This window comes from Gordonia jacobaea (assembly GCF_001186365.1).
GTDB lineage: Bacteria > Actinomycetota > Actinomycetes > Mycobacteriales > Mycobacteriaceae > Gordonia > Gordonia jacobaea.
In genome coordinates this window covers 48,004-70,007 of sequence record NZ_LDTZ01000026.1, presented here as the reverse complement: position 1 = coordinate 70,007, position 22,004 = coordinate 48,004, and the positions used below count along the sequence as shown (strand labels likewise).

Genomic DNA, 22,004 nt, shown 5'->3' with positions numbered 1-22,004 from the left:
GATCACCCGATGCCGCGCCGCCGGATCACCAATGTGCAGACCCTGCCCCATGAAGTTGCGAACATCGCGGAAACCCAACGCGCGGGGCAGATCCCGGTCGGAGGCTTCCACAATCAGGCGATCCGTCACCGCACCCGCAGTCCGCAACGCCAGGCGTTCGGCCTCCACAGTGGCTTCAACCAGCGCCGCGTCCGACACCAACGACACATCGACGGCAGCCAACTCATCCAACACTGCGGCAAGCCGTGACAGCTTCTCCGCCACGACAGCGTCCGCGGAACCCGCCGCTGCCGACGCCAGAGCCCAAGGCGCGCCGCCGGTCCCAAGATCTTTGCTGTTCACGTGCCGCCACCCCCGCCCCCGTCATGTCGAATATGTGTTCTACATTACCCGGCAATACCGACAGCGTCGAGGAATTCTCGAACAATTTTTCGACCCTGTGGATACCGCCCAATAGGCGAGGAGGGCGTCGCTCAGTTCGTGCGGTCGACTACGTCGTCTATCGCACGAACTGAGCAACGACGACAGCGGTCAGCGGAACGAGGTGGTGACGCGCTTGGTCACGCCCGCCACGACGCCCTGGTACTTCGAGGCGACGAGACGCACCCAGACGTCGAGCACGATGGCGTCGGCGCCGATGAGGACGCGCGCCTTGTTCTTCTTCACGCCCTTGATGATGGTGTCGGCAGCCGACGATGCCGAGGTGCGCGCGAGGTACTTGTCGAAGAACTGGGCGAAGTTCGCCTGGTCGTAAACGTCGGCGACCGTGGCGTTGCGCGCGATCGCGGTCTTGATGCCACCGGGATGCACGCACGTGACGCGTACGGGGTGCTTGGCGATCAGCATCTCCTGGTTGAGCGATTCGGTGAATCCGCGGACCGCGAATTTCGCCGAGTTGTAGGCCGCCTGGCCCGGCTCGGACAGCAGGCCGAACAGCGACGACGTGTTGACGATGTGGCCGTCGCCCGACGCGATGATGTGTGGCAGGAAGGCCTTCGTTCCGTTCACGACGCCCCAGAAGTCGACATCCATGACTCGCTCGATGTCTTTGAACTCTGTGCGCTCGATCTCGCCGTGGTGCGCGATGCCCGCGTTGTTGAAGACGACGTTGACCTTGCCGTAGTTGGCCATGACCGTGTCGGCGTAATCGAGAACCGCCTCACGCTCTGCGACGTTGAGCAGTTGGGCGTGCACCGGTGCGCCGGTCTCGGCGACGAGCTTTTCCGTCGTCGCGAGACCGTCGGGGTTGACGTCGGAGATCGCCAGCTTGGCGCCCTGTTGGCCCAGCTTCACCGCCAGTTCGCGGCCCATGCCCGAGCCCGCACCGGTGACGACGACGACCTTGTCGCGAAAATTCTTCATGGTGTTCTCCTGTGTGTGTTGATGCGTGCGAGATCCGGCGTGCACGCGGATGAAGTCGAGATCAGGCGCGGGTGCTCGCGAGCACGGCCGGTGTGTCGGCCGCCGACGAATCGCGAGCTACGTCGTATGCAGCGACGTCGAACCGTCGGGTTTGCTTGCGGAAGTTGAATGTGAAGCCCGGCCACAGCGTGGTGATGTTGCCGTTGTCGTCGGCGTACCAGGAGGCGCAGCCGCCATTGACCCAGACGCTGTGACGCAGCGCGTGCTGAATACCGGTGTTGTACCCGCGCTGCGACTTCTCGTCGACGTCGACACGCGTGATCCCTTGTGTCCGAACGGTTTTGAGATAGTCGACGAGGTAGTTGAGTTGCGACTCGATCATGTACACCATCGAGGTGTGACCGAGGCCGGTCGCCGGCCCGACCATCAGCATCATGTTCGGGAAACCGTGGACGAATGACCCCTTGTAGCCCTGCATTCCGTTCGTCTCCCACGCCTGTGCGAGTGAGTGTCCCTCGGCGCCGACGATGCAGTCGAACACGGGCGAATCGGTGACGTGGAAGCCCGTCGCGACGATCAATACGTCGATCTCGCGTTCGGTGCCGTCGGCGGTCACGATGCCCGACGGTGTCACGCGTGCGATGGGGTCGGTGACGAGGTCGACGTTGGGTCGATCGAGTGCCGGGTACCAGGCGTTCGATCGCAGGATTCGCTTGCAGCCGACCTGGAAGCGGGGAGTGACCTTGTCGCGCAGCTTTCGGTCGCGGATTCCGCGTGCGATGTTGGCGCGGGCGACGATCTCGACGGGCTTGAGTGCCTTGCGCGAGTGGGTCAGGCCGAAGGCGATGAACTCGTTGAATGCGTACACCCCTGCGCGGCTGGCGCTCTGCACGATGGGTGCGTTCTTGAACAGCCAGTGCTCGACAGGAGTGTACGGCCGCTCGGTGCGGGGGACGATCCACGGCGCCGTGCGCTGGTACACGTCGAGATGCGCGACGCGCTTGGCCACCTCGGGGACGATCTGGATGGCCGACGCGCCGGTGCCGATCACGGCCACGCGCTTGCCCGAGAGCTCGACGTCGTCGTCCCAGCGCGCGGAGTGCATGACCGTGCCGCCGAACGATTCGATTCCGTCGATGTCGGGAAGGTTGGGTTCGCAGAGCGGCCCGACCGCGCCGATGAGGTGCTGTGCCCAGTACGTCGTCACGGCAGCGGTGGCCGGATCGGTTCCGGCGGGCACAGTGTCGATCAGCCAGCGCTGTTGCGACTCGCTCCACGCGGCGCGGGTGACCTCGACACCGAACCTGGCCTTGTCGCGCACGCCGAAACGATCCGCAACGTCGTTGATGTAGCGGTGGATCTCCGGCTGGTGGGAGTACGAGCGCGACCATCCGGGATTGGGGGCGAACGAGTACGAGTACAGGTTCGACGCGACGTCGCACGCGGCGCCCGGGTAGGTGTTGTCGCGCCAGGTGCCGCCGAAATCGGCTCCGCGATCGAGGATGACGTAGTCGGTGAAGCCGTTCTGGCTCATTTTGATCGCCGCGCCGAGGCCGGAGAATCCGGCGCCGACGATGGCAACCTCAACATTGTGCGTTGTCATGCTCATGACACTAGGAGCCTATTGAACATTAGTCAATAGGCTATTGAACACCGGTCAATAAGTCGCCTAGACTGTGTCTGTGACCCAGACGAAGCGCACGAGGATGAGCCCGGAGGCCCGACGCGACCAGCTCATCGCGCTCGGGCTGCAGATGGTGTCGGAGCGGCCTCTCGATGAGGTGTCCATCGACGCGATCGCCGAGGTCGCCGGTGTGTCCCGCGCACTGCTGTTTCACTACTTCGCATCGAAGCAGGAGTTTCACGTCGCCATCGCGAAGGCGCAGGGCGAGGAGATGTTGCGGCTGACAGCACCCGACGAGACCCTCGACGATCCGCTCGCCATCCTGTGGAGCTCGTTGTCAGCGTTCGTCGACTACGTCAGCGAGCATCGCAGCGCCTACACCGCATTCCTGCGCGGCGCGTCGAGCACCGACCCGGCGATGCGGGCCGTGATCGACGGCACCAGAGCGGTGATGGCCGAGCGCATCCTCGATCACGCACCTGCGCTCGGCGTCGAGGTCACCCCGGCGGTCCGACTCGCGACATTCGGGTGGATCGCCTTTGTCGAGGAGGTCACGATCGGCTGGCTCACCGATGGGGAGATCACCCGCGACCAGCTGCTTGCCGTGATCTCCTCGTCCCTGCCCGCCCTTGTCACGACCCTCACCGATCTTCCGGCGCACTGAACCAGGCGTATCAGGGACCCCAGAAACCCCAGTTGCCGCCGGTCGGGTCTCCTGGGAACGGTGGCCGTTGACTCGGATCCGAGAGCCCCTGTGCGCGTCGGAATTCACGAAACTCCCGAGCCTGCCTGCACGCCCGCCGGTACATCAGAGCCAAGGGCGTCAAGACGACGACGAGCACTGCTACGACTATCAGACCGGCCATGACTACTGATGATCCGCCGACGTCGGTGCAGGTGGAAGGCCTGCGTCGTGCGTTCGTCGTACGGGAATCCTCGGGGATCAGCCGGTTCGACGCCGCATCTCGCGGAGCAGGGCAGCGGTCGCCGGTGACGGGGGTTCGCGCCAGATTATGCCGAGCGTGGATCGCGCGGCAGGGTCGGTGATCGGCAGGCTGACGGTGTCTCGCCACGTGGCTGCGGTGCTCTCGCTGAGTACGGCGACGCCGAGCCCGCGCGTGGTCAGCATGTGCGCAAGTGACGGCGTTGCGACCTCCCAGCGCGGAACCCGAGCGCCTCGCTCACGTGCCAGCAGGGCGTCGAGTGCTGTGCGGGCGCCGGTGCCGCGGGTGAGCGAGATGAGGTCGGCACCGGCGATCTCCTCGGGTCCCACATCGGCACGCGTCGCCCACGGATGATCTCGCGCGACGACGGCGTGCAGCGCGTCGTCGACGATGACTGTGGTGTGCACGTGCTGGGGCGGCTCGCCCGACCACGCAGCTATCGCGACGTCGAGCTCGCCCGAGTGCACCCCGTCGATGAGCGTCGTCGAGATGGCTTCGCGGACCGAGATGTCGACCCCGGGGTGATCGTGGTGCATGCTCGCGATGGCGTCGAAGATGGGCTGCCAGGTGAGTCCGCTCACGGTGCCTACCCGCAGTGTCCCTGTGGTGAGGCCGCGCAGATCGTCGGCCAGAGCGACGACCGCGTCGACTCCCTCGACCGCCCCGCGTATGGCGGGCAGTACTCGCTCTCCTTCGCTCGTCAACGTCACGCGTCGTGTGGTGCGCTGCAGCAGTGCGATCCCCAGTTCGTTCTCGAGCTTGCGAATCTGAGTGCTCACACCCGACTGGCTGATGTGCAGAGTCGACGCCGCAGCGGTGAACGATCCGGTGTCGACGACCGCGAGGAGGTAGCGGAGCTGATGCAGTTCCATGACTCGCAATGATAAATGCTATAAGAAGTCGATGTTGGACAGATTAATTGCCGCCGAGCAGTCTGGAGTACGAACACCCACTGACCGATGCTTCGAAAGGGAGAAGAGATGACTGTGGACAACTGCGCAGGCCGATACGGCGGTCACCAGGGATGCGGCGACAACCTACTTCGACGCATGGCGCGCAGGCGATTTCGACCGGTTGCGTTCGGTTCTCGCCCCCGACGTCGACTTCGTCGGTGTGATGGGGACGGCTCGCGGAATCGACGAGTGCATTGCCGGTCTGCGCGGGATGTCGGAGCACCTGATGCGCGATCTCGTCTTGCACGCGCGTGTTGTGGACGGTGCCGATGCGATCACGTGGTTTGACCTGGTCACCGACAACGCATCACTACCGACGGCGAACTGGAGTCACGTCGAGAACGGCCTGATCACGCGGATTCGCGTGACATTCGATCCGCGTCCGCTCTCGGAGAGCTGACCGCTCAGTCCTTCCGCTGGGACTCATGTGAGTTTCCGACGTTGATCGACAAACGAGTGAGGGCCGCACCCGAAACAGGTGCGGCCCTCACTCGTTGCTATTCGACGCCTCAGGCAAACGCCTCGTCGAGGATCTCCTGCTGCTCGACGGCGTGCACCTTCGACGAGCCGGAGCTCGGTGCCGACATCGGGCGACGCGAGATGCGGCGCAGACCCTTGAGGAGGTTCGGCAGCATCTCGGGCAGCCACAGTCCGAGGAACGGCCACGGCCCCTGATTGGCGGGTTCGTCTTGCACCCACACGAAATCGTCGGCGTTCGGGTACTTCTCGAGCGTCTCCTGCAGACGACGATGCGGCACGGGGTAGAGCTGCTCGACGCGGACCACGGCGATGTCGTCGCGGCTTTCCTTGTCCCGACGGGCGGCGATCTCGTAGTAGATCTTGCCGCTCACCAGCAGAACGCGCTTGACCTTGCTGCGATCACCGCTGTCCTTCAGGAACTTCGGATCATCGATCACCGAGCGGAACTTGTCGTCGGTGAAGTCCTCCACGGGGCTGACCGCAGCCTTGTTGCGGAGCATCGACTTCGGCGTGAACACGATCAGCGGGCGGCTGATCCCGTCGAGCACGTGCCTACGCAGCAGGTGGAAGTAGCTCGCGGGCGTCGACGGCTGAGCGACCGTCATCGAACCCTCGGCGCACAACTGCAGGAACCGCTCGATACGTCCCGAGGTGTGGTCGGGACCCTGCCCCTCGTGGCCGTGCGGCAGCAGCAGCACGACGTCGGAGCGCTGACCCCACTTGGCCTCGCCGGAGCTGATGAACTCGTCGATCACCGACTGTGCGCCGTTGACGAAGTCGCCGAACTGCGCCTCCCACAGCACCAGTGCATCGGGGTTGCCCACCGAGTAGCCGTACTCGAAACCGACAACCGCGAACTCCGAGAGCGGCGAGTCGTAGACCATGAAGCGGCCTTCGGAATCGGCGTCGCCGTCGAGCGGTGCGAGGTGGTTCAGCGGCGTGTACTCGGAGCCGTTCTCCCGGTCGATGAGGACCGAGTGACGCTGGCTGAACGTGCCGCGTCGCGAATCCTGGCCGGACAGGCGGACGGTACGTCCCTCGAGCACGAGCGAACCGAAAGCCAGCAACTCGGCGAACGCCCAGTCGACGTGGCCGTCGCGGCTCATCTCGTGACGACGCTTGAGCACCGGCTTGACACGCGGGTGCGGCGTGAAGCCGTCCGGTGTGTCGTAGAACGCATCGCCGATGCGCTCGAGAACCGTCTTGTCGACGGCGGTGACGAGTTTCTGCGGCAGAGGCTGATCGTCCTCGACGGACTCACTGGGCTCGGGAGTGAACTTCTCGAGTTCCTTGACCTCGTTGAAGACACGTTCGAGCTGACCCTGGTAGTCGCGAAGGGCGTCCTCGGCCTCCTTGGTCGAGATGTCGCCACGACCGATCAGAGCCTCGGTGTAGGACTTACGCACACCACGCTTGGTGTCGATGACGTCGTACATCGCGGGCTGGGTCATCGACGGGTCGTCGCCCTCGTTGTGTCCGCGACGGCGGAAGCAGACGAGGTCGATGACGACATCCTTGTGGAAGATCTCGCGGTAGTCGACGGCCAGCTTGGCCACCCACACGCACGCCTCGGGGTCGTCGCCGTTGACGTGGAAGATCGGGGCACCGATCATCTTCGCGACGTCGGTGCAGTACTCGCTCGACCGCGAGTGCTCCGGCGCCGTGGTGAAGCCGACCTGGTTGTTGACCACGATGTGCACGGTGCCGCCGGTGCGGTAACCCGGAAGCATCGCGAGGTTCAGCGTCTCGGGGACGACTCCCTGGCCTGCGAATGCGGCGTCGCCGTGCAGCATGAGCGGCAGGATGGAGAACTCGCGTTCCTCAGGTAGAAGATCCTGCTTCGCGCGGACGAGGCCCTCCAACACCGGGTCGACGGCCTCGAGGTGGCTCGGGTTGGCGGTGAGCGAGACGTTGATCTCGTTCTCGCCGAACATCTGGTAGTACTTGCCCTCGGCGCCGAGGTGGTACTTCACGTCGCCGGAACCGTGGGCCTGTGACGGATTCAGATTGCCCTCGAACTCGGTGAAGATCTTCGAGTAGGGCTTGCCGACGATGTTGGCCAACACGTTGAGGCGGCCGCGGTGCGGCATTCCGATGACGACCTCGTCGAGCGAGTACTCGGCGCTCTGGTCGATCACGGCATCCATCATCGGGATGACAGATTCCGCACCCTCGAGCGAGAAACGCTTCTGCCCAACGTATTTCGTCTGCAGGAAGGTCTCGAATGCCTCGGCGGCGTTGAGCTTGGAGAGGATGTACTTCTGCTCGGCGACCGGCGGCTTGACGTGCTTGATCTCCACGCGTTCCTGAACCCAGCGCTGCTGCTCGGGCTCGAGGATGTGGGTGTACTCGACGCCGACGTGGCGGCAGTACGCATCGCGCAGAATCGACAGGACGTCGCGCAGCTTCATCGTGTCCTGGCCGTGGAAGCCACCGACCTTGAAGGTGCGGTCGAGGTCCCACAGCGTCAGGCCGTAGGTCAGGATGTCGAGATCCGGATGCGACGTCCGCGCATAGCTGTCCATCATGAGCGGATCGGTGTCGGCCATCAGATGGCCACGGTTGCGGTAGGCCGCGATCAGCTCGAGCACCCGGGCGTTCTTGTCGACGACTCCCGCAGGGATGTCGCGACGCCAGCGGATCGGCTCGTAGGGGATGTGGAACGCCGTGAACAACTCGTCGTAGAACGCGTCGTCGAGCAGCAGTTCATGGATCTTGCGCAGGAAGTCGCCCGATTCGGCGCCCTGGATGATCCGGTGATCGTAGGTGGAGGTCAGCGTCATCAGCTTGCCGACGCCGAGCTCGGCGATCTGCTCGTCGCTCGCACCCTGGAACTCTGCCGGGTACTCCATCGCTCCGGCGCCGACGATCGCACCCTGGTTCTTCATCAAGCGCGGCACGGAGTGCACGGTGCCGATGGTGCCCGGGTTGGTCAGCGAGATGGTCACGCCCGCAAAGTCTTCCGCGGTGAGCTTGCCGTCACGGGCACGGCGCACGATGTCCTGGTACGCGGCGTAGAACTCGGCGAAACCCATGGTCTCGCAGTTCTTGATGGCGGCGACGACGAGCGAGCGGTTGCCGTCCTTGCCGACGAGGTCGATCGCCAGTCCGAGGTTGGTGTGCGCAGGGGTGACCACATTCGGCTTGCCGTCGATCTCGGCGAAGTGGCGGTTCATGTTCGGGAACGCCTTGATCGCCTGGACGATCGCGTAGCCGAGGATGTGGGTGAAGCTGATCTTGCCGCCGCGGGTGCGGGCCAGATGATTGTTGACGACGATGCGGTTGTCGATCATCAGCTTGGCCGGGATCGCACGAACCGAGGTCGCGGTCGGGATCTGCAGCGACGCCGTCATGTTCTTGGCGACTGCGGCCGACGCGCCGCGAAGCACCTTCTCGGTGTCCTCGGCGGGTGCTGCGTCGGCGGTTGCCGACGCGGCCTTGGCCGACGCGGGCACCTTCTGCGATCGCGACGATCCGTCGCGGCTCGCGACGCTGTGACCCGACGCGGCCTTGGTGGCGGTCGATTCACGGGCGTGGGAGTTGGTGGTGGCCGGACGCGGGGTCGGCTCCTGGTCGAGAGTGACCTGTCGAGGTGCGGGCTTGCCGTTGGACGAGGCGCTGCCATTGCTGCTCGCCGGTGCGGGCTTCTTCGGGGCTGCAGTGTTCGACGCACCGTTGCTGTGTGCGGTACCCGACCCGTTGCCCGACGCCGTGTTCTTCGCGGGCGCTGTCGTGGTCGATGCGGTCTTGGTGGTCGCCGCGGTTGTGGACTTGGCCGCAGACGATGCCCCCGCAGATGAAGCTGAGGTGCCGTTGGACGAGCCGTCGTCGCCGGGCTTGTAGTCCTTCAGCAGATCGTGCCAACTCGGGTCGACCGAGTTCGGGTCTTTTTTGAATTGCTGGTACATTTCGTCGACCAGCCACGTGTTTTGTCCGAAATCTGATATCGAACTGCTCACAGCGGTATCTCGCCTCAATTCCCTCTGGTGTCGGGTCGCTCGCTCGCGTCGTGGAGTCCCTTGTGGAGACCGAGTCCCTTGTGAAGACTACGACGCACCACCTGCTCATGCTACGCGCGCGACGTTGCGCCCCGTGTACCGACCGCGCCGACGTCACACCCCGTTGCGGCCCCGACCCGCAACCCTGGTGAGCAACGTCGATCGTCAGACGCGATCGTCGCCGTGAGCAGGCTCGATACCGTCGACGTCCGGATCGACACCTGCATCCCAGAACGCGCGGTACCTTCCACCCAACGACAGCAACTCGTCGTGTGTTCCCAACTCGACGACCCGCCCGTTGTCGACGACGGCGATCCGATCGGCGCGCGCCGCGGTCGCGAGACGGTGGGCGACGATCACCGAGGTGCGTCGACGTGTGACGGTTTCGCCCGCCGCGAGGACCAGCGCTTCGGTCGCTTGGTCGAGGGTCGCGGTCGCTTCGTCGAGAAGCAGGAGGTCGGGGTCGACCAGTTCGGCCCGCGCGAGCGCGATGAGCTGACGTTGGCCCGACGACAATCCGCCGCCGCGTTCGCCGACCTGGTGGCGCATCCCGCCGTCGAGTCCGGCGATGACATCGGTGGCGCCGACGGCGAGTGCAGCGGCCGCGATCTGTGTCCGGTCGGCGTCGGGTCGGCCGTAGGCGATGTTCTCGGCGACGCTCCCGGTGAACAGGTGTGGTTCCTGGGGTACGAGGCCGATCCGATGTCGGTAGTCGAGCAGTCCGAAGTCGCGGATGTCGGTCCCATCGATGCGGACCTCGCCGCTGGTGGGGTCGTAGAAGCGGGCGAGCAGTTTGACGACCGTCGATTTGCCCGCCCCCGTGCGTCCCACGAGCGCCAGCGATGAGCCTGCCGGGATGGTCAGTTCGACGTCGCGCAGGGCGTCGGCATGAGCGCCGGTGTACCGGAACCCGACGTCGTCGAGTTCGATGTCGCCGTCGAAACCGTTGGCGGGAACCGGTATTCGATCCTCGCGTGATTCGAGGGAGCTGCGTGTGCGGAGGAGGTCCGCGATGCGTCGAAGCCCCACGACTGCCTGCTGATAGCCGTCGAAGACCTGCGAGAGCTGCTGCACCGGACCGAAGAGCAATGCGAGATAGAGAATGAAGGCGACGAGTGTGCCCGCCTGCATCGTTCCGGCCGAGATGCGATGTGCGCCGACGGCGATCGCCACGGCCGCCGCGACGTCGGACATCAGCGTGATGAACGGGAAGTACACGGAGATGGCCCGTTGTGAACGCATTCGTGCGCGCACCCATTCGACGGTGCGATCGGTGAAGCGGGTCATGGCGATGTCGCTGTTGCGGTAGGTCTGTGTGGTTCTGATCCCCGCGATGTTCTCTTGGAAGTCGGCGTTGACCACGCTCACCAGTTCCCGCGAGCGCGTGTACGCCTCCGCGGCAACCCGTCGGAACGCGATGGTCGCGGCGATCATGATCGGAAAGACGGGCAGGATGATCAGTCCGAGTTCGATATCGGTGAGCAGTAGTGCGACGGTGACTCCGACGAGTGTCAGCACGGCGACGATCGCCGAGGTCAGGCCCGTCTGCAGGAACGTCGACAACGCGTCGACGTCGGTGGTCATCCGCGTCATGATGCGGCCGGACAGTTCGCGCTCGTAGTAGTCGAGACCCAGTCGCTGCAGGTGCGCGTAGCTGCGCACCCGGAGGCCGAACAGGACGCGCTCGCCTGCGCGTGTCGATGTCAACGTCATCGCGGCGCCGACGATCCAGCCGAGCGCGACCAGTCCCACACCGAAGGCCGCGACCTCCCATAAGCGCGCTTCGTCTGCGCGGCCCGCAGCGTCGAGGACCGCGCGGGCCAACGACGGAAAGGCGAGTCCGATGAGCGTGTCCAGCGAGATGCAGACAATCGCGGTGATCAGCAGGAGGCGCACCGGCGAGAGGATGCCCCAGAGGCTGAACTCTCGGTTCTCGCGACGCACCGACGCGGTGTCGACCCGGGGATCCTCATCGGCGGGTGGCAGGGCGTCGACGGCCCGGAGCAACGCGGGCGTCGCCTGCATCGAACCGAGTGCGCTCGCCACGCCGCCCCCGCGACCACTCGGTCCGCGACCGGGTGGCGCGGCGATGCGCGACATCGTCGACGCCGCGCTGTCGTCTGCGGGCGGCGCTCCCGGATCGACGGGCGGCCACAGCCGGGTCATGAGTGAGTCATCCACCACCGCAGGTGCCGCCACCCGAGGAGCAGTGTCGTGCAGCGCGGCCCGCGCAGTGGGCGCCTCGGGGACCACGCCGGTCATCAGAGCTCGGAAGCGCGGACTGCGGGCATCGAGTTCGGCGACGGTACCGATGTCGGTGATCCGCCCGTCGTCGAGCACGGCCACACGGTCGGCCAGCATCAGCGTCGACCGTCGATGCGCGAGGACGAGCATCGTCGGCCGTGTATCGCCGCCGCTGCGCAGGTCACGCAGGATGCGCGATTCGGTTGCGGCGTCGACGGCAGATGTCGCGTCGTCGAGAACGAGCACACGCGGGTCGGCATACAGTGCGCGGGCGAGCGCGATGCGTTGTCGTTGGCCGCCCGAGAGGGTCAGGCCCCGCTCGCCGACGATGGTGTCGAATCCGTCGGGCAGTGCCGAGATGAACTCGAGCGCGTCGGCGCGGGCCGCGGCGTCGACCAGGCGTGGATGTGGCGAGCCGTCCGGCAGTGTGCGTGCATCCGCGGGAACGCCGAGTGCGATGTTGGCGGCGATGGTGTCGGAGTAGAGGAACGGTTCGTCGAAGACGACGGCGACCGCGGAATGCAGACTGTCGGGGGAGAGCGTGGCGACATCGTGGGAGCCATCGGTCGAGACCAGTGACACCGTGCCGGCGGTCGGGGAGAGGTAGCGGCTGGTCAGTTCCGCGATGGTCGACTTCCCGGAGCCGGGTGGTCCGACGATCGCGACGCACTCGCCGGGAGCGATGTCGAGGTCGATCTCGTGCAGGACGGCTTTGTCGCCGAACGCGAATTCGACGTCGTCGAAGCGAAGTCCGAGAGCGCCGTCGGGCAGTGTGCCGGTCTGTCGGTCGCCGGGGTCGGTGGGTTCGTCGATGACGTCGTAGACACGGTCGACGGCCGCGCGGGCCAACTGGCCACTGACCACGACGTTGGTCAGCAGGCGTGCCAGTGACGTCATCGTGGCGACGTAGGTCGCGAATGCGAGGAAGGTGCCCGCGGTGATGGTGCCGCGCAACGTCAGCCACCCGCCGAGAGCGATGACCGCGACCATGCCCAACTGGGGTATTGCCGCCATCGTCGGGGCAAACCGCGCGTTGATCTTGGCCGCGCGCAGGCGTTTTGAATAGAGGTCGCGCGCGAGGCCGACGAGTTCGTCGACGGCTCGCGACTCCTGACCGAATCCCTTGACCACCCGCACGCCGGTCACGGTCTCCTCGACGTGCTGTGCGACGTTGGCCGCAGATTGCTGCGCCGACCAGGTGGCGGCGAAAAGCTTTCTGCGCGTAGTGAAGACGACGATGCCGACGACGGGGATGATGCTCAACGCGACGACCGTCAGCAGCGGCGACAGATAGGCCATGATCCCGATCGCGATCACCACCTGGACCGCGGCACCCGCCGACAACGGGACCACGGCCAGCAGTCCCTGCACGATCTGCAGGTCCGAAATCGACCGCGAGACAACCTGTCCCGTGCTGATGCGTGACTGAGCGGCGCCGTCGAGATGCAGCAGCGTGTGCATCAGGCGCAGCCGCAACGCATTCTGCACGCTGATCGACAGTTGTCCCGCGGTGAGCCTGCGCCCGAACTGACAGGCGTAACGCACGACCGCCAACACGAGCAGCGCCGCGACGATCACCGAGATTGTCGCGCCGCCGCGTTGCGCTCCGGTCGCGTGATCAATCGCAGCCTTGGCCAGCAGGGGCGCGACGAGGTCGACGGCAACGGCAACCAGGGTCACCGCAAGAGTGACGACCACCAATCTGCGATGTCGCCAGCATTCAGTGGAGAGTCGACGAATCCAGCCGGTGTGCTGCGCGGGAGTCGGATTGTTGGTGGGTGGGGCATCTCGGATCGGGGCCGGGCTGTCCGTGAGGGAGCCGGTCACCGATCCCCGGCGGGCAGGCCGGGTTCGGTGACGACGCTCCCGTCGACGACATCGCCATGCCACGACTTCGGCGCCGGACCGAACGCCTCGCGTGCGTTGAGGACGACGCGACGTCCGAGTGCGCGGTTTCCGGCACCGCCGACAACGGCTCCGATACCTGCAGGCATCAGCTTCCCGAAGATGAGCGGCGCGCGCTTGATCGCATACTTCTTGACGATCTTGTTCATCAAAGTGGTGTTCAGTTTCCCGAGGCCACCACCGGGGATGGCTGCGGTTCCGAGTCGACGCAGTGCGCCACCTCGGGTGCCGATGAGGCGGCCGAGCGCTGCGACGCCCTCCTCACCGAGAGCCACCGCCAGGACGAGCGTCTTTCGTCGTTCGGACTGCTCGACGCCGATGCCGTGTACCTCGGCGACGGCGAGTGCAAACAACGCCGAGGCTTCGAGGAACAGGGCGGTCTCGCCCGTCATCGCGGTCAGCGCCGTCATGGTGCCGACCCCGGGGATCGCCGCGGTCGCGCCGACCGCGCTACCCGTTCCCATGACGGTCCGCAGGAACTGCTTCTCCAGCCTCCGGATGATCTGCTCCGGCGACTCGTCTGGATGCGCCTTACGCAGCGCGTCCACGTACTTCTTGACCGCCGGAGCCTGGAGGCGCTGGGCCTTGTCCAGCAGGCCCCCGGTCACCTCGACCGCCTTCGCGGGAGGTTTCTGTTCGGTTCGTTTGGCTTCGGTCATGGCAGTGGTACCCAATCCTGTGCTGGCACGACCTCATTCGGCCGCGGCGGGGGTGGTGGCGTTCCATCTCCGAAGGGGCTGCCCCCGAGCTCGTCGCGATGGTGAGGAGTGAGCCAATTCCTCAGGTCCGGGCCGTCGGGCACGATCCCGGTGGGATTGATGTCGCGGTGGACCAGGTAGTAGTGCTGCTTGATCTGTGTGAAGTCGACGGTGTCGCCGAAACCCGGAGTCTGGAAGAGGTCGCGCGCGTACGCCCACAGCACCGGCATCTCCGACAGTTTGCTCCGATTGCACTTGAAATGCCCGTGATAGACCGGATCGAATCGCGCAAGCGTCGTGAACAACCGGACGTCTGCCTCGGTGATGGTGTCGCCCACCAGGTAGCGCTGCGATGCCAGGCGTTCGGTCAGTTCGTCGAGTTTGGTGAAGAGCCTGTCGTATGCCTTGTCGTACGCGTCCTGACTGCCGGCGAATCCGCAGCGGTACACGCCGTTGTTGACCTCGGTGTAGACACCCTTGCTGACGGATTCGATCTCGTCGCGTAGGTGCTCGGGGTAGAGGTCGGGTGCCCCCTCGCGGTGATAGTCGGACCACTCGACCTCGAAGTCGACGGTGATCTGCTTGAAGTCGTTGGTCACGACCTCACCGCTGGGGACGTCGACGATCGCCGGTACGGTGATGCCCTTCGGATAACCGGGGAACCGCTTCTCGTACGCGTCTTTGAGACGTGGAATCTTCAGGACGGGGTCGACGCCGCCGGGGTCGAGGTCGAACGTCCACGAGTCCTTGTCATGGGTGGGACCGCACAGTCCCAACGAGATCGCATCCTCGAGACCGAGGAGTCGCCGAACGATCAGCGTGCGGTTGGCCCACGGGCACGCGCGCGCCGCAACAAGTCGATACCGACCTGCCTCGACCGGATAGCCGTCGCGACCATCGCGCGTGATGCGGGTCTCGATGTACTGCGTATCGCGGACGAACTCCTGTCCGCTGGTGACATAGGACGCCTGCGTGCCTGACTGGGCTTGTTTGCCTGACGGGGCTTGTGTGCCTGACTGGGCTTGTGTGCCTGACTCGGCTTGTGTGCCTGACTGGGCGGGACTCATGACTCCACAGTAGTGATCGCCACCGACGGTTGGCACCCGTTATTCGGCGCGGTATATTCCACCCGGAATATTTGGCAGCGAGAAAGGGGGCCACGCCGTGACTGTTACGCGACCGTTGGCTCCGCAGGCGATCCTGGTGCTCGGCCTGGTTGCCGAACGGCCGATGCACCCGTACGAGATGTTCCAGACCACGATCGAGCGCGAAGAAGACCGCCTCACCAAGATTCGTCCCGGCACGCTCTATCACACGGTCGACCGCCTGGCCGCCGACGGACTCATCGAGGTCGTCGAGGTCCGTCAGGAGGGCAACCGACCGCAGCGGACCGTTTACGCGATCACCGAAGCGGGTAGGGCCGCGCTCGCTGCGAGCCTCGAGGCGATTCTCGAACGTCACCCCGTCGAATATCCCGAGCTCTACCTCGCTCTGTCCGAAGCGCATTCGTTGCCGCGACAGCGGGTCGTCGAACTGCTCGAACGACGTATCGATGCGATGCGCGCCGATCGTGAACGGGTCGAGGTGGCGGCAGAAGCAGCGCATGCACGCGGAGCGGTCGAGATGTTCTATCTCGACGTCGGGTGCCGCCTGGCAACTCTGCAAACGCAGATCGATTGGCTTGTCGATCTCGTCGGGCGTCTGCGTCACAACGACATCGAGTGGATCGACGACCCCGGCTCGACGTGGCGCACGAAGCACACCACCACGCCGGCACCGCCTCAATCCTCCCCAGCACAGAACTCGTCCCCAGCACAGGATTCGTCCACACCTCAGAAAGTGCAGAACTCATGACCGCTCCGGCATTCAAGTCGGTGACCAACCGACCGTGGCTTTCGCTCATGTCCCTGTGCGTCGGCTTCTTCATGATCCTCGTCGACATGACGATCGTCGCCGTCGCACAGCCGCAGATCCGTGCGGCGCTCGATACCGACGTCAACGGCATCGTCTGGGTGACCAGCGCGTATCTGTTGACGTACGCTGTGCCGCTGCTGATCACGGGCAGGCTGGGCGACAAGTACGGACCCAAGACCGTCTACCAGGTGGGCCTTGTGGTGTTCACCGCCGCGAGCGTCTGGTGCGGGTTCTCCGGCTCGATCGGCGAACTGATCGCAGCGCGCGGACTGCAGGGCGTCGGAGCTGCGTTGATCACGCCGCAGACGATGGCCATGATCACGCGCATCTTCCCGCCCGAAAAGCGTGGTGCCGCAATGGGTGTCTGGGGCACCGTCGCCGGTGTGGCAACGCTGGTCGGCCCGCTGCTCGGCGGCGTGCTGACCGACAACCTCGGCTGGGAGTGGATCTTCTTCGTCAACCTCCCCGTCGGCATCGTCGGTCTGATCCTCGCGGCCGTGCTCGTCCCCGAGGTCGAGAAGCACGACCACTCCTTCGACTGGGTCGGAGTCGTACTGTCGGCAATCGGTCTGTCCGCCTTGGTGTTCGGTATCCAAGACGGTGAGAAGTACGACTGGGCGCCGTGGATCTGGGCACTCATCATCGTGGGCGTCGTCGTGTTCGCGCTCTTCATCTTCTGGGAGTCGCGGGTCAAGACCGAACCGCTCGTTCCGCTCTCGTTGTTCCGTCAGCGCAATTTCTCGTTGTCCAACATCGGTATCGCCTCGATGGGCTTCGCGATCTCCGGTCAGATGATTCCGGCCATGTTCTTCCTGCAGCTCGTCGGTGGCATGACGCCGACGCAATCGGCGTTGGTCATGGTGCCGATGGCGATCTTTACCGGAATCCTCGCACCGATCGTCGGGCGAGTTCTCGACCGCGTGCATCCCAGCCTCATCATCTCCACGGGTCTGTTCCTGGCATCGATCTCGCTGTTCTGGATGGGAAGCATCGCGCGGTCGGCGACCCCTGTGTGGCAACTGATCCTGCCGCTGGCGCTGATGGGCATCGCGTCTGCGGGTATCTGGGCGCCGCTCGCGGCGACAGCAACTCGCGACCTTCCCTGGTACCAGGCTGGTGCGGGAGCCGGCGTCTACAACACCACGCGAATGATCGGCTCGGTGATCGGCGCGGCCGCTGTCGGCGCACTGATGCAGACGAGACTGGCCGCGAATCTGCCCGGCATGGACACCGCGTCGAACAACGACAGCGCCAAGCAGTTGCCGATCGAGGTCTTCGGTCACCCTGTCCGTGAGCCGTTCGCACTCGCGATGGGACAAACGCTCTATCTGCCCGCGGCGGCATTGCTGATCGGCGTCGTCGCAACGCTGTTCCTCAAGCGGCCGGCGACGCAGCGTTCGTATCCGCCTGCGGCAGAAGCCAAGGCCGCAGCGGCCGCCGAAGGTGCGGTGGAAGAGGCCGGGGCAGCGTGACGGCATCCGGGGCGGGCTGACGCGCCTCCCCGGATCTGTCGGTGGCAGATCGTACGGTGTTTCCCATGCGAATCCTGCACACCTCCGACTGGCATATCGGCCGAACCTTCCACGGCGCCGACCTGCTCGATGACCAGCGCGCGTCGCTGCGTCACCTCGCAGACGTCGTCGCCGCGGAATCGGTCGACGTCGTCGTGGTCGCGGGTGACGTGTTCGACAGGTCGGTGCCCTCGGCCGACGCCGTCCGTGTCTACGACGACGGCCTTGCCGCGATCGCTGCAGCCGGTGCCGCGATCGTCGTGACCTCCGGCAATCATGATTCGCCGACGCGACTGGGTGTCGGATCGAGCTTCGCCGCGGCCGGTGGTCTGCATCTGCGCACCTCGGTGGCGTCGATCGCCGACCCCATCGTCTTCTCCGACGAACACGGAGACGTGGCGATCTACGGAATCCCATACCTCGAACCCGAGGTCACGCGAACCGAACTCGGCGTCGACGACGCGCGCGGACACTCCGACGTGCTCACTGCGGCCATGGAACGCATCCGTGCCGATCTCGCCCCACGCGATGCGCGTTCGGTGGTCATCGCGCACGCGTTCGTCGTCGGTGGCCTCGCTACCGGATCCGAACGTTCGATCAGTGTTGGGGGAGTAGAAACCGTTGCAGCCGAGGTGTTCTCGGGGGTCGACTACGTCGCACTCGGCCACCTGCACTCGCCGCAGGAACTCACGCCGACAGTCCGCTACAGCGGGTCGCCCATCCCGTACTCGTTCGGTGAGAACACACACCACAAAGCCGTGTGGCTCGTCGACCTCGACGCCGACGGTGTATCCGACGTCCGTCGCCACGATCTGCCGATCGTGCGCGGTCTCACTTCGCTGCGGGGCACGCTCGACGAGTTGCTGACCGACGAGTCGCTATCGATTGCCGAAGACCACTACGTCGAAGCGACGCTCACCGATGCGGTCCGCCCGGTCGACGCGATGCGTGCTCTGCGACAACGGTTTCCGCATGCCGTGCACGTGCAGTGGCAGCGTCCCGACGCCGAGAACAGCGTCGACTACCGCTCTCGGGTGCGCGGTCGCAGCGATGCGGAGATCATCACATCCTTCGTCACCGATGTACGCGACAAGCCGACCACCCGTGAGCGGGCGCTTGTGGAAAGCGCGCTACGCGCTGTCGTCGGCGAGCCGGAGCAGGTAGCATCCTGCGAGCCGTTGGCGCTCTTCGAGATCGACGCGCCGGCAGACGGCCACCGGGTGGCAGAGTCGGCATGAGACTTCATCGGTTGCGCATGAGCGCGTTCGGGCCGTTCGCCGACGATACGGCCATCGACTTCGACGCGCTCGGAGCCGACGGCCTGTTCCTGCTGCACGGACAGACGGGTGCGGGCAAGACGACGGTGCTCGACGCCGTCGCGTTCGCGCTCTTCGGCCGGGTGCCCGGCGCCCGGAACGAGGCCAAACGTCTGCATTCCGATCATGCTCCGGCAGAACAGGTTCCGCAGGTCGAGGTCGAAGCGACGATCAACGGCCGCCGTTTCCGCATCGTCCGTTCGCCCGAGTATCAGCGCCCCAAGAAGCGGGGGACGGGGACAACAAAGGTCCAGGCGAAGGCGACGCTCGAGTGGGTCGACGGGTCGGGGGTGGCACTCACCCGATTGCCCGAGATCGGCGAGACCGTGAGCGAACTCCTCGGCATGAGTGCCGAGCAGTTCTTCCAGGTCGTGCTTCTCCCGCAGGGCGACTTCTCGCGGTTTTTGCGCGCACCCAACGAAGAGCGAGAAGCGTTGTTGGAGAGACTTTTCGACACCGAGCGATTCGGCGACGTCGAGGAGTGGCTGCGCGAGCGCGCGCGAGAGAGTGCAGCGGCGCTCGACGCAAAGGCGGCGTCGATCGACCGCGTCGCCGCACAGATCGGGGCCCTGGCCGACGTCGAGGCACCCATTGAGCCCGACATGGCCTGGGCGCAGAAATGCCTCGACGACGCCCGCGAGGCAGAACGCCGCGACGCCACGGCGTTGGCGGAGGCGCGCGACGTACTCGACGCCGCGCAGCAGTCATACGACCGCGGCAGAAAGATGATGCACGACAGGCAGCGTGGACTCGCCGCGCGGTCACGCATCGAACAACTCGACGCCGCCGAGCCCGAACTCGATGTCGCAGAGAAGGCACTCGCCGCTGCGCGTCGCGCGGCGCCCGTGGTCCCCGTGCTCGCCGATCACGAGCAGGCGATCGCCAACGCCCGTGCTGCCGATGCACTCCGTGCGGCAGCGGAATCGGCCGTGTCCGAGCATGCGGTGTCCGAAGAGGTGGAGGCGGCGTGGGCGCGCGAGTGCGACGACACCGAGTTGACCCGCGCGATCGACACCTGGGCGGCGGAGTCGGGTCGGCTCGAACCGCTGGTGCGCAGGGCACTCGAACGTCCCACGCTGATCGCTGCGATCGGCGCAGCTGAGGCCGAGGTCTCGGCTGCCGCCACCCGCACCGTCGAACTCGACGACGCGCTCGCGGCGCTGCCGGAGCAACGGACCGCAGCTATCGCTGCCCTGCACGATGCTCATGAGCAGCGTGCCCGGGTCGAGACGCTGCGCAATCAGCAGGCACAGCAGACGTCGATTCTCGGGGCCATCGATGAGCGCGACAACCTCGAGGTTGTCCTCAGTCGTGCCGAGCGCGCTGTCGCCGACGCACACTCGGCGCACAATGACGCACGGACCAGACTGCTCGACCTTCGCGAACGTCGCCTTGCCGGGATGGCGGCCGAACTCGCGTCCCAACTCGTCGACGGCGAGCCGTGCACCGTCTGCGGCTCGCGCGAGCACCCCGCACCCACGACGACCGATCCGGGCGATCATGTGGGCGACGCCGACGAGGCGGCGGCTGCTGACATCGAACACCGCGCCTCCGCCGAGCTGACGAGTGCGCGCTCGTCGCTGGACACCTATCGCGAGCGAAAAGCCAATCTGGACAAGCTGATCGGTGATGCGGAGCGCGAATCCGTACGCTCCGATCGCGACGATACGGTCAAGCGCCTCACGCAGGCCGAACACGCTGCGGCGTCGGTCGACAAGCTGCAGCGCGTCGTCGACGAATTGGACGGGCGGACCAGAGCATGGCAGGCCGAACGATCGCAGATTCAGGCGCGGCGGGCTGCGGCGTCCGTGCGTCTGGACTCCCTGCGTGGCGAACTCGAGTCGCTCGACGCGGAGGTCTCGACGGCAACCGGAGGCCGGGGCGATGTCAGCGGCCGCCGGGCCGAACTGGCCGAACTGTGTCGCTGCGCGACGGCTTTGCGGGATGCGCGTGCGGAGGTGCGCCGTGCCGGAGAGTGGGTGACACAGGCGGCGAGGCGCGCCGCGTCCGCGTGCGACGAAGCGCAGTTCGCCGACGAGAGCGCGGTGCGAGCGGCGATGGCGACGGACGAGCAGATGGGAGTCTGGGAGTCGTCGCTGCGCAAGGCGCACGGCCTGAGAGTCGAGGCGCAGGGCACGCTCGACGACGACGACGTGCGTTCGGCGCTGGCGGCCGAGCCCGTCGATCTGGCCCACCTCGAGACCACGCTCGAGGCGGTGCGTGCCCGCTGCGACGCCGCGTCCGGCGCTGCGGCCGTCTCCGCGCGGCGAGCGACCAGCCTGGCCGATCACGTCACCCTCTACTGGGAGGCGCTGACCGATTTCGAGCCGATTCGTCTGCGGCAGAAGGAGATTCACGATCTCGCCGAATTGGTGAGTGGACGAGGGCAGAACGCGAAGCGAATGACACTGCGCTCGTACGTCCTCGCGGCACGCCTCGAAGAAGTCTTGGTCGCGGCGTCGGATCGACTTCGGCAGATGTCCTCTGGCCGTTACGAATTCGCACACTCCGATGCCGGAGGGCCGCGGGGGCGTCGTGGCGGTCTCGGTATCGAGGTGCGCGACGAGTACACGGGTGTCACGCGTGCGGCGACAACCCTCTCGGGTGGCGAGACGTTCTTCGCGTCCCTGGCGCTGGCACTCGGACTCGCCGACGTCGTGTCGAGCGAAGCGGGCGGCCGTGTGCTCGACACGATGTTCATCGACGAGGGGTTCGGCACCCTCGACCCGGAGTCCCTCGACCTGGTGATGGGCGTGCTCGACGAATTGCGTTCGGGCGGCAGAGTTGTTGGCGTGGTCAGCCACGTCGACGAACTGCGTGCCCGTATTCCGTCGCAGTTGCACGTGCTGCGCGGCGAATCCGGGTCCAGGGTCACCGTCCGGACACTGGCCGCCCCGTAAATGTGTGTCGTATCGAAGGATGTGGGCGCTGCAGCACCCACATCCTTCGGTACGACACACATCTAGAGCTCTCCGCCCCACGTCGGCCGGCCATCCCAGCGCCGGAGACCTGCCACCGTTCTGACACGCGTACCGACCGGGTTGGGATCTGTTGT

Annotated in this window: 13 protein-coding genes and 1 pseudogene; 6 read left to right on the top strand and 8 right to left on the bottom strand. The window is 65.8% G+C overall.

All coding sequences use genetic code 11. The features are described 5' to 3' along the window. The 3 genes and pseudogenes from ABW18_RS21340 to ABW18_RS21330 all read right to left on the bottom strand — a co-directional run. Positions 1 to 342: pseudogene (locus ABW18_RS21340) on the bottom strand (HNH endonuclease); the annotation flags it as partial. A 189-nt stretch (positions 343 to 531) separates the two neighbouring features. Further along, a complete protein-coding gene (locus ABW18_RS21335) occupies positions 532 to 1,362 on the bottom strand; it encodes an SDR family NAD(P)-dependent oxidoreductase (protein ID WP_049701011.1) in 831 nt (276 codons plus the stop codon). A 61-nt stretch (positions 1,363 to 1,423) separates the two neighbouring features. Then, the gene (locus tag ABW18_RS21330) at positions 1,424 to 2,965 is read right to left on the bottom strand and encodes a flavin-containing monooxygenase (RefSeq protein ID WP_049701010.1); all 1,542 of its coding nucleotides are present in this window, start codon (positions 2,963 to 2,965) and stop codon (positions 1,424 to 1,426) included. 103 nt (positions 2,966 to 3,068) lie between these two features. Between ABW18_RS21330 and ABW18_RS21325 the strand changes: the two genes are divergently transcribed. Next, positions 3,069 to 3,650 carry a TetR/AcrR family transcriptional regulator gene (locus ABW18_RS21325; RefSeq protein ID WP_005205773.1) on the top strand — a complete coding sequence of 194 codons (582 nt, stop codon included), beginning with the start codon at positions 3,069 to 3,071 and terminating at the stop codon, positions 3,648 to 3,650. A 279-nt stretch (positions 3,651 to 3,929) separates the two neighbouring features. Here ABW18_RS21325 and ABW18_RS21320 read toward each other — a convergent pair whose 3' ends face one another. Beyond that, positions 3,930 to 4,802: a LysR family transcriptional regulator gene (locus tag ABW18_RS21320; protein ID WP_049701004.1), complete on the bottom strand. Its 873-nt coding sequence runs from the start codon at positions 4,800 to 4,802 to the stop codon at positions 3,930 to 3,932. 112 nt (positions 4,803 to 4,914) lie between these two features. Between ABW18_RS21320 and ABW18_RS21315 the strand changes: the two genes are divergently transcribed. Continuing rightward, positions 4,915 to 5,283, top strand: coding sequence for a nuclear transport factor 2 family protein (locus tag ABW18_RS21315; protein ID WP_049701003.1), 369 nt, complete (start codon positions 4,915 to 4,917; stop codon positions 5,281 to 5,283). A gap of 109 nt (positions 5,284 to 5,392) precedes the next feature. Here ABW18_RS21315 and ABW18_RS21310 read toward each other — a convergent pair whose 3' ends face one another. The 4 genes from ABW18_RS21310 to ABW18_RS21295 all read right to left on the bottom strand — a co-directional run bounded on the left by ABW18_RS21310 (position 5,393) and on the right by ABW18_RS21295 (position 15,275). Beyond that, complete coding sequence (locus tag ABW18_RS21310; protein ID WP_049701002.1) at positions 5,393 to 9,271, bottom strand: multifunctional oxoglutarate decarboxylase/oxoglutarate dehydrogenase thiamine pyrophosphate-binding subunit/dihydrolipoyllysine-residue succinyltransferase subunit; 3,879 nt, start codon at positions 9,269 to 9,271, stop codon at positions 5,393 to 5,395. Positions 9,272 to 9,526: 255 nt separating this feature from the next. Next, positions 9,527 to 13,432, bottom strand: coding sequence for an ABC transporter ATP-binding protein (locus ABW18_RS21305; RefSeq protein WP_152930172.1), 3,906 nt, complete (start codon positions 13,430 to 13,432; stop codon positions 9,527 to 9,529). Beyond that, positions 13,429 to 14,169 carry a hypothetical protein gene (locus tag ABW18_RS21300; protein WP_049701001.1) on the bottom strand — a complete coding sequence of 247 codons (741 nt, stop codon included), beginning with the start codon at positions 14,167 to 14,169 and terminating at the stop codon, positions 13,429 to 13,431. The genes ABW18_RS21305 and ABW18_RS21300 overlap by 4 nt, the downstream gene beginning before the upstream one ends. Next, on the bottom strand, positions 14,166 to 15,275 hold the full coding sequence (locus ABW18_RS21295) for a glutathione S-transferase family protein (RefSeq protein WP_049701000.1): 1,110 nt from the start codon (positions 15,273 to 15,275) through the stop codon (positions 14,166 to 14,168). Before ABW18_RS21295 ends, ABW18_RS21300 begins: the two co-directional genes overlap by 4 nt. A gap of 97 nt (positions 15,276 to 15,372) precedes the next feature. Between ABW18_RS21295 and ABW18_RS21290 the strand changes: the two genes are divergently transcribed. From ABW18_RS21290 to ABW18_RS21275, 4 genes are all read left to right on the top strand, one after another. Further along, entirely contained in the window at positions 15,373 to 16,062 is a 690-nt protein-coding gene (locus ABW18_RS21290; protein WP_083444493.1) for a PadR family transcriptional regulator, read from the top strand. Beyond that, positions 16,059 to 17,594, top strand: a complete 1,536-nt coding sequence (locus ABW18_RS21285; protein ID WP_049700998.1) for an MFS transporter — start codon at positions 16,059 to 16,061, stop codon at positions 17,592 to 17,594. The genes ABW18_RS21290 and ABW18_RS21285 overlap by 4 nt, the downstream gene beginning before the upstream one ends. Before the next feature lie 65 nt (positions 17,595 to 17,659). Beyond that, positions 17,660 to 18,871, top strand: a complete 1,212-nt coding sequence (locus ABW18_RS21280; protein ID WP_049701008.1) for an exonuclease SbcCD subunit D — start codon at positions 17,660 to 17,662, stop codon at positions 18,869 to 18,871. Then, positions 18,868 to 21,849 (top strand): AAA family ATPase, encoded by a 2,982-nt coding sequence (locus ABW18_RS21275; RefSeq protein ID WP_049700997.1) that lies wholly within the window; start codon positions 18,868 to 18,870, stop codon positions 21,847 to 21,849. Before ABW18_RS21280 ends, ABW18_RS21275 begins: the two co-directional genes overlap by 4 nt. Positions 21,850 to 22,004: the final 155 nt, after the last annotated feature.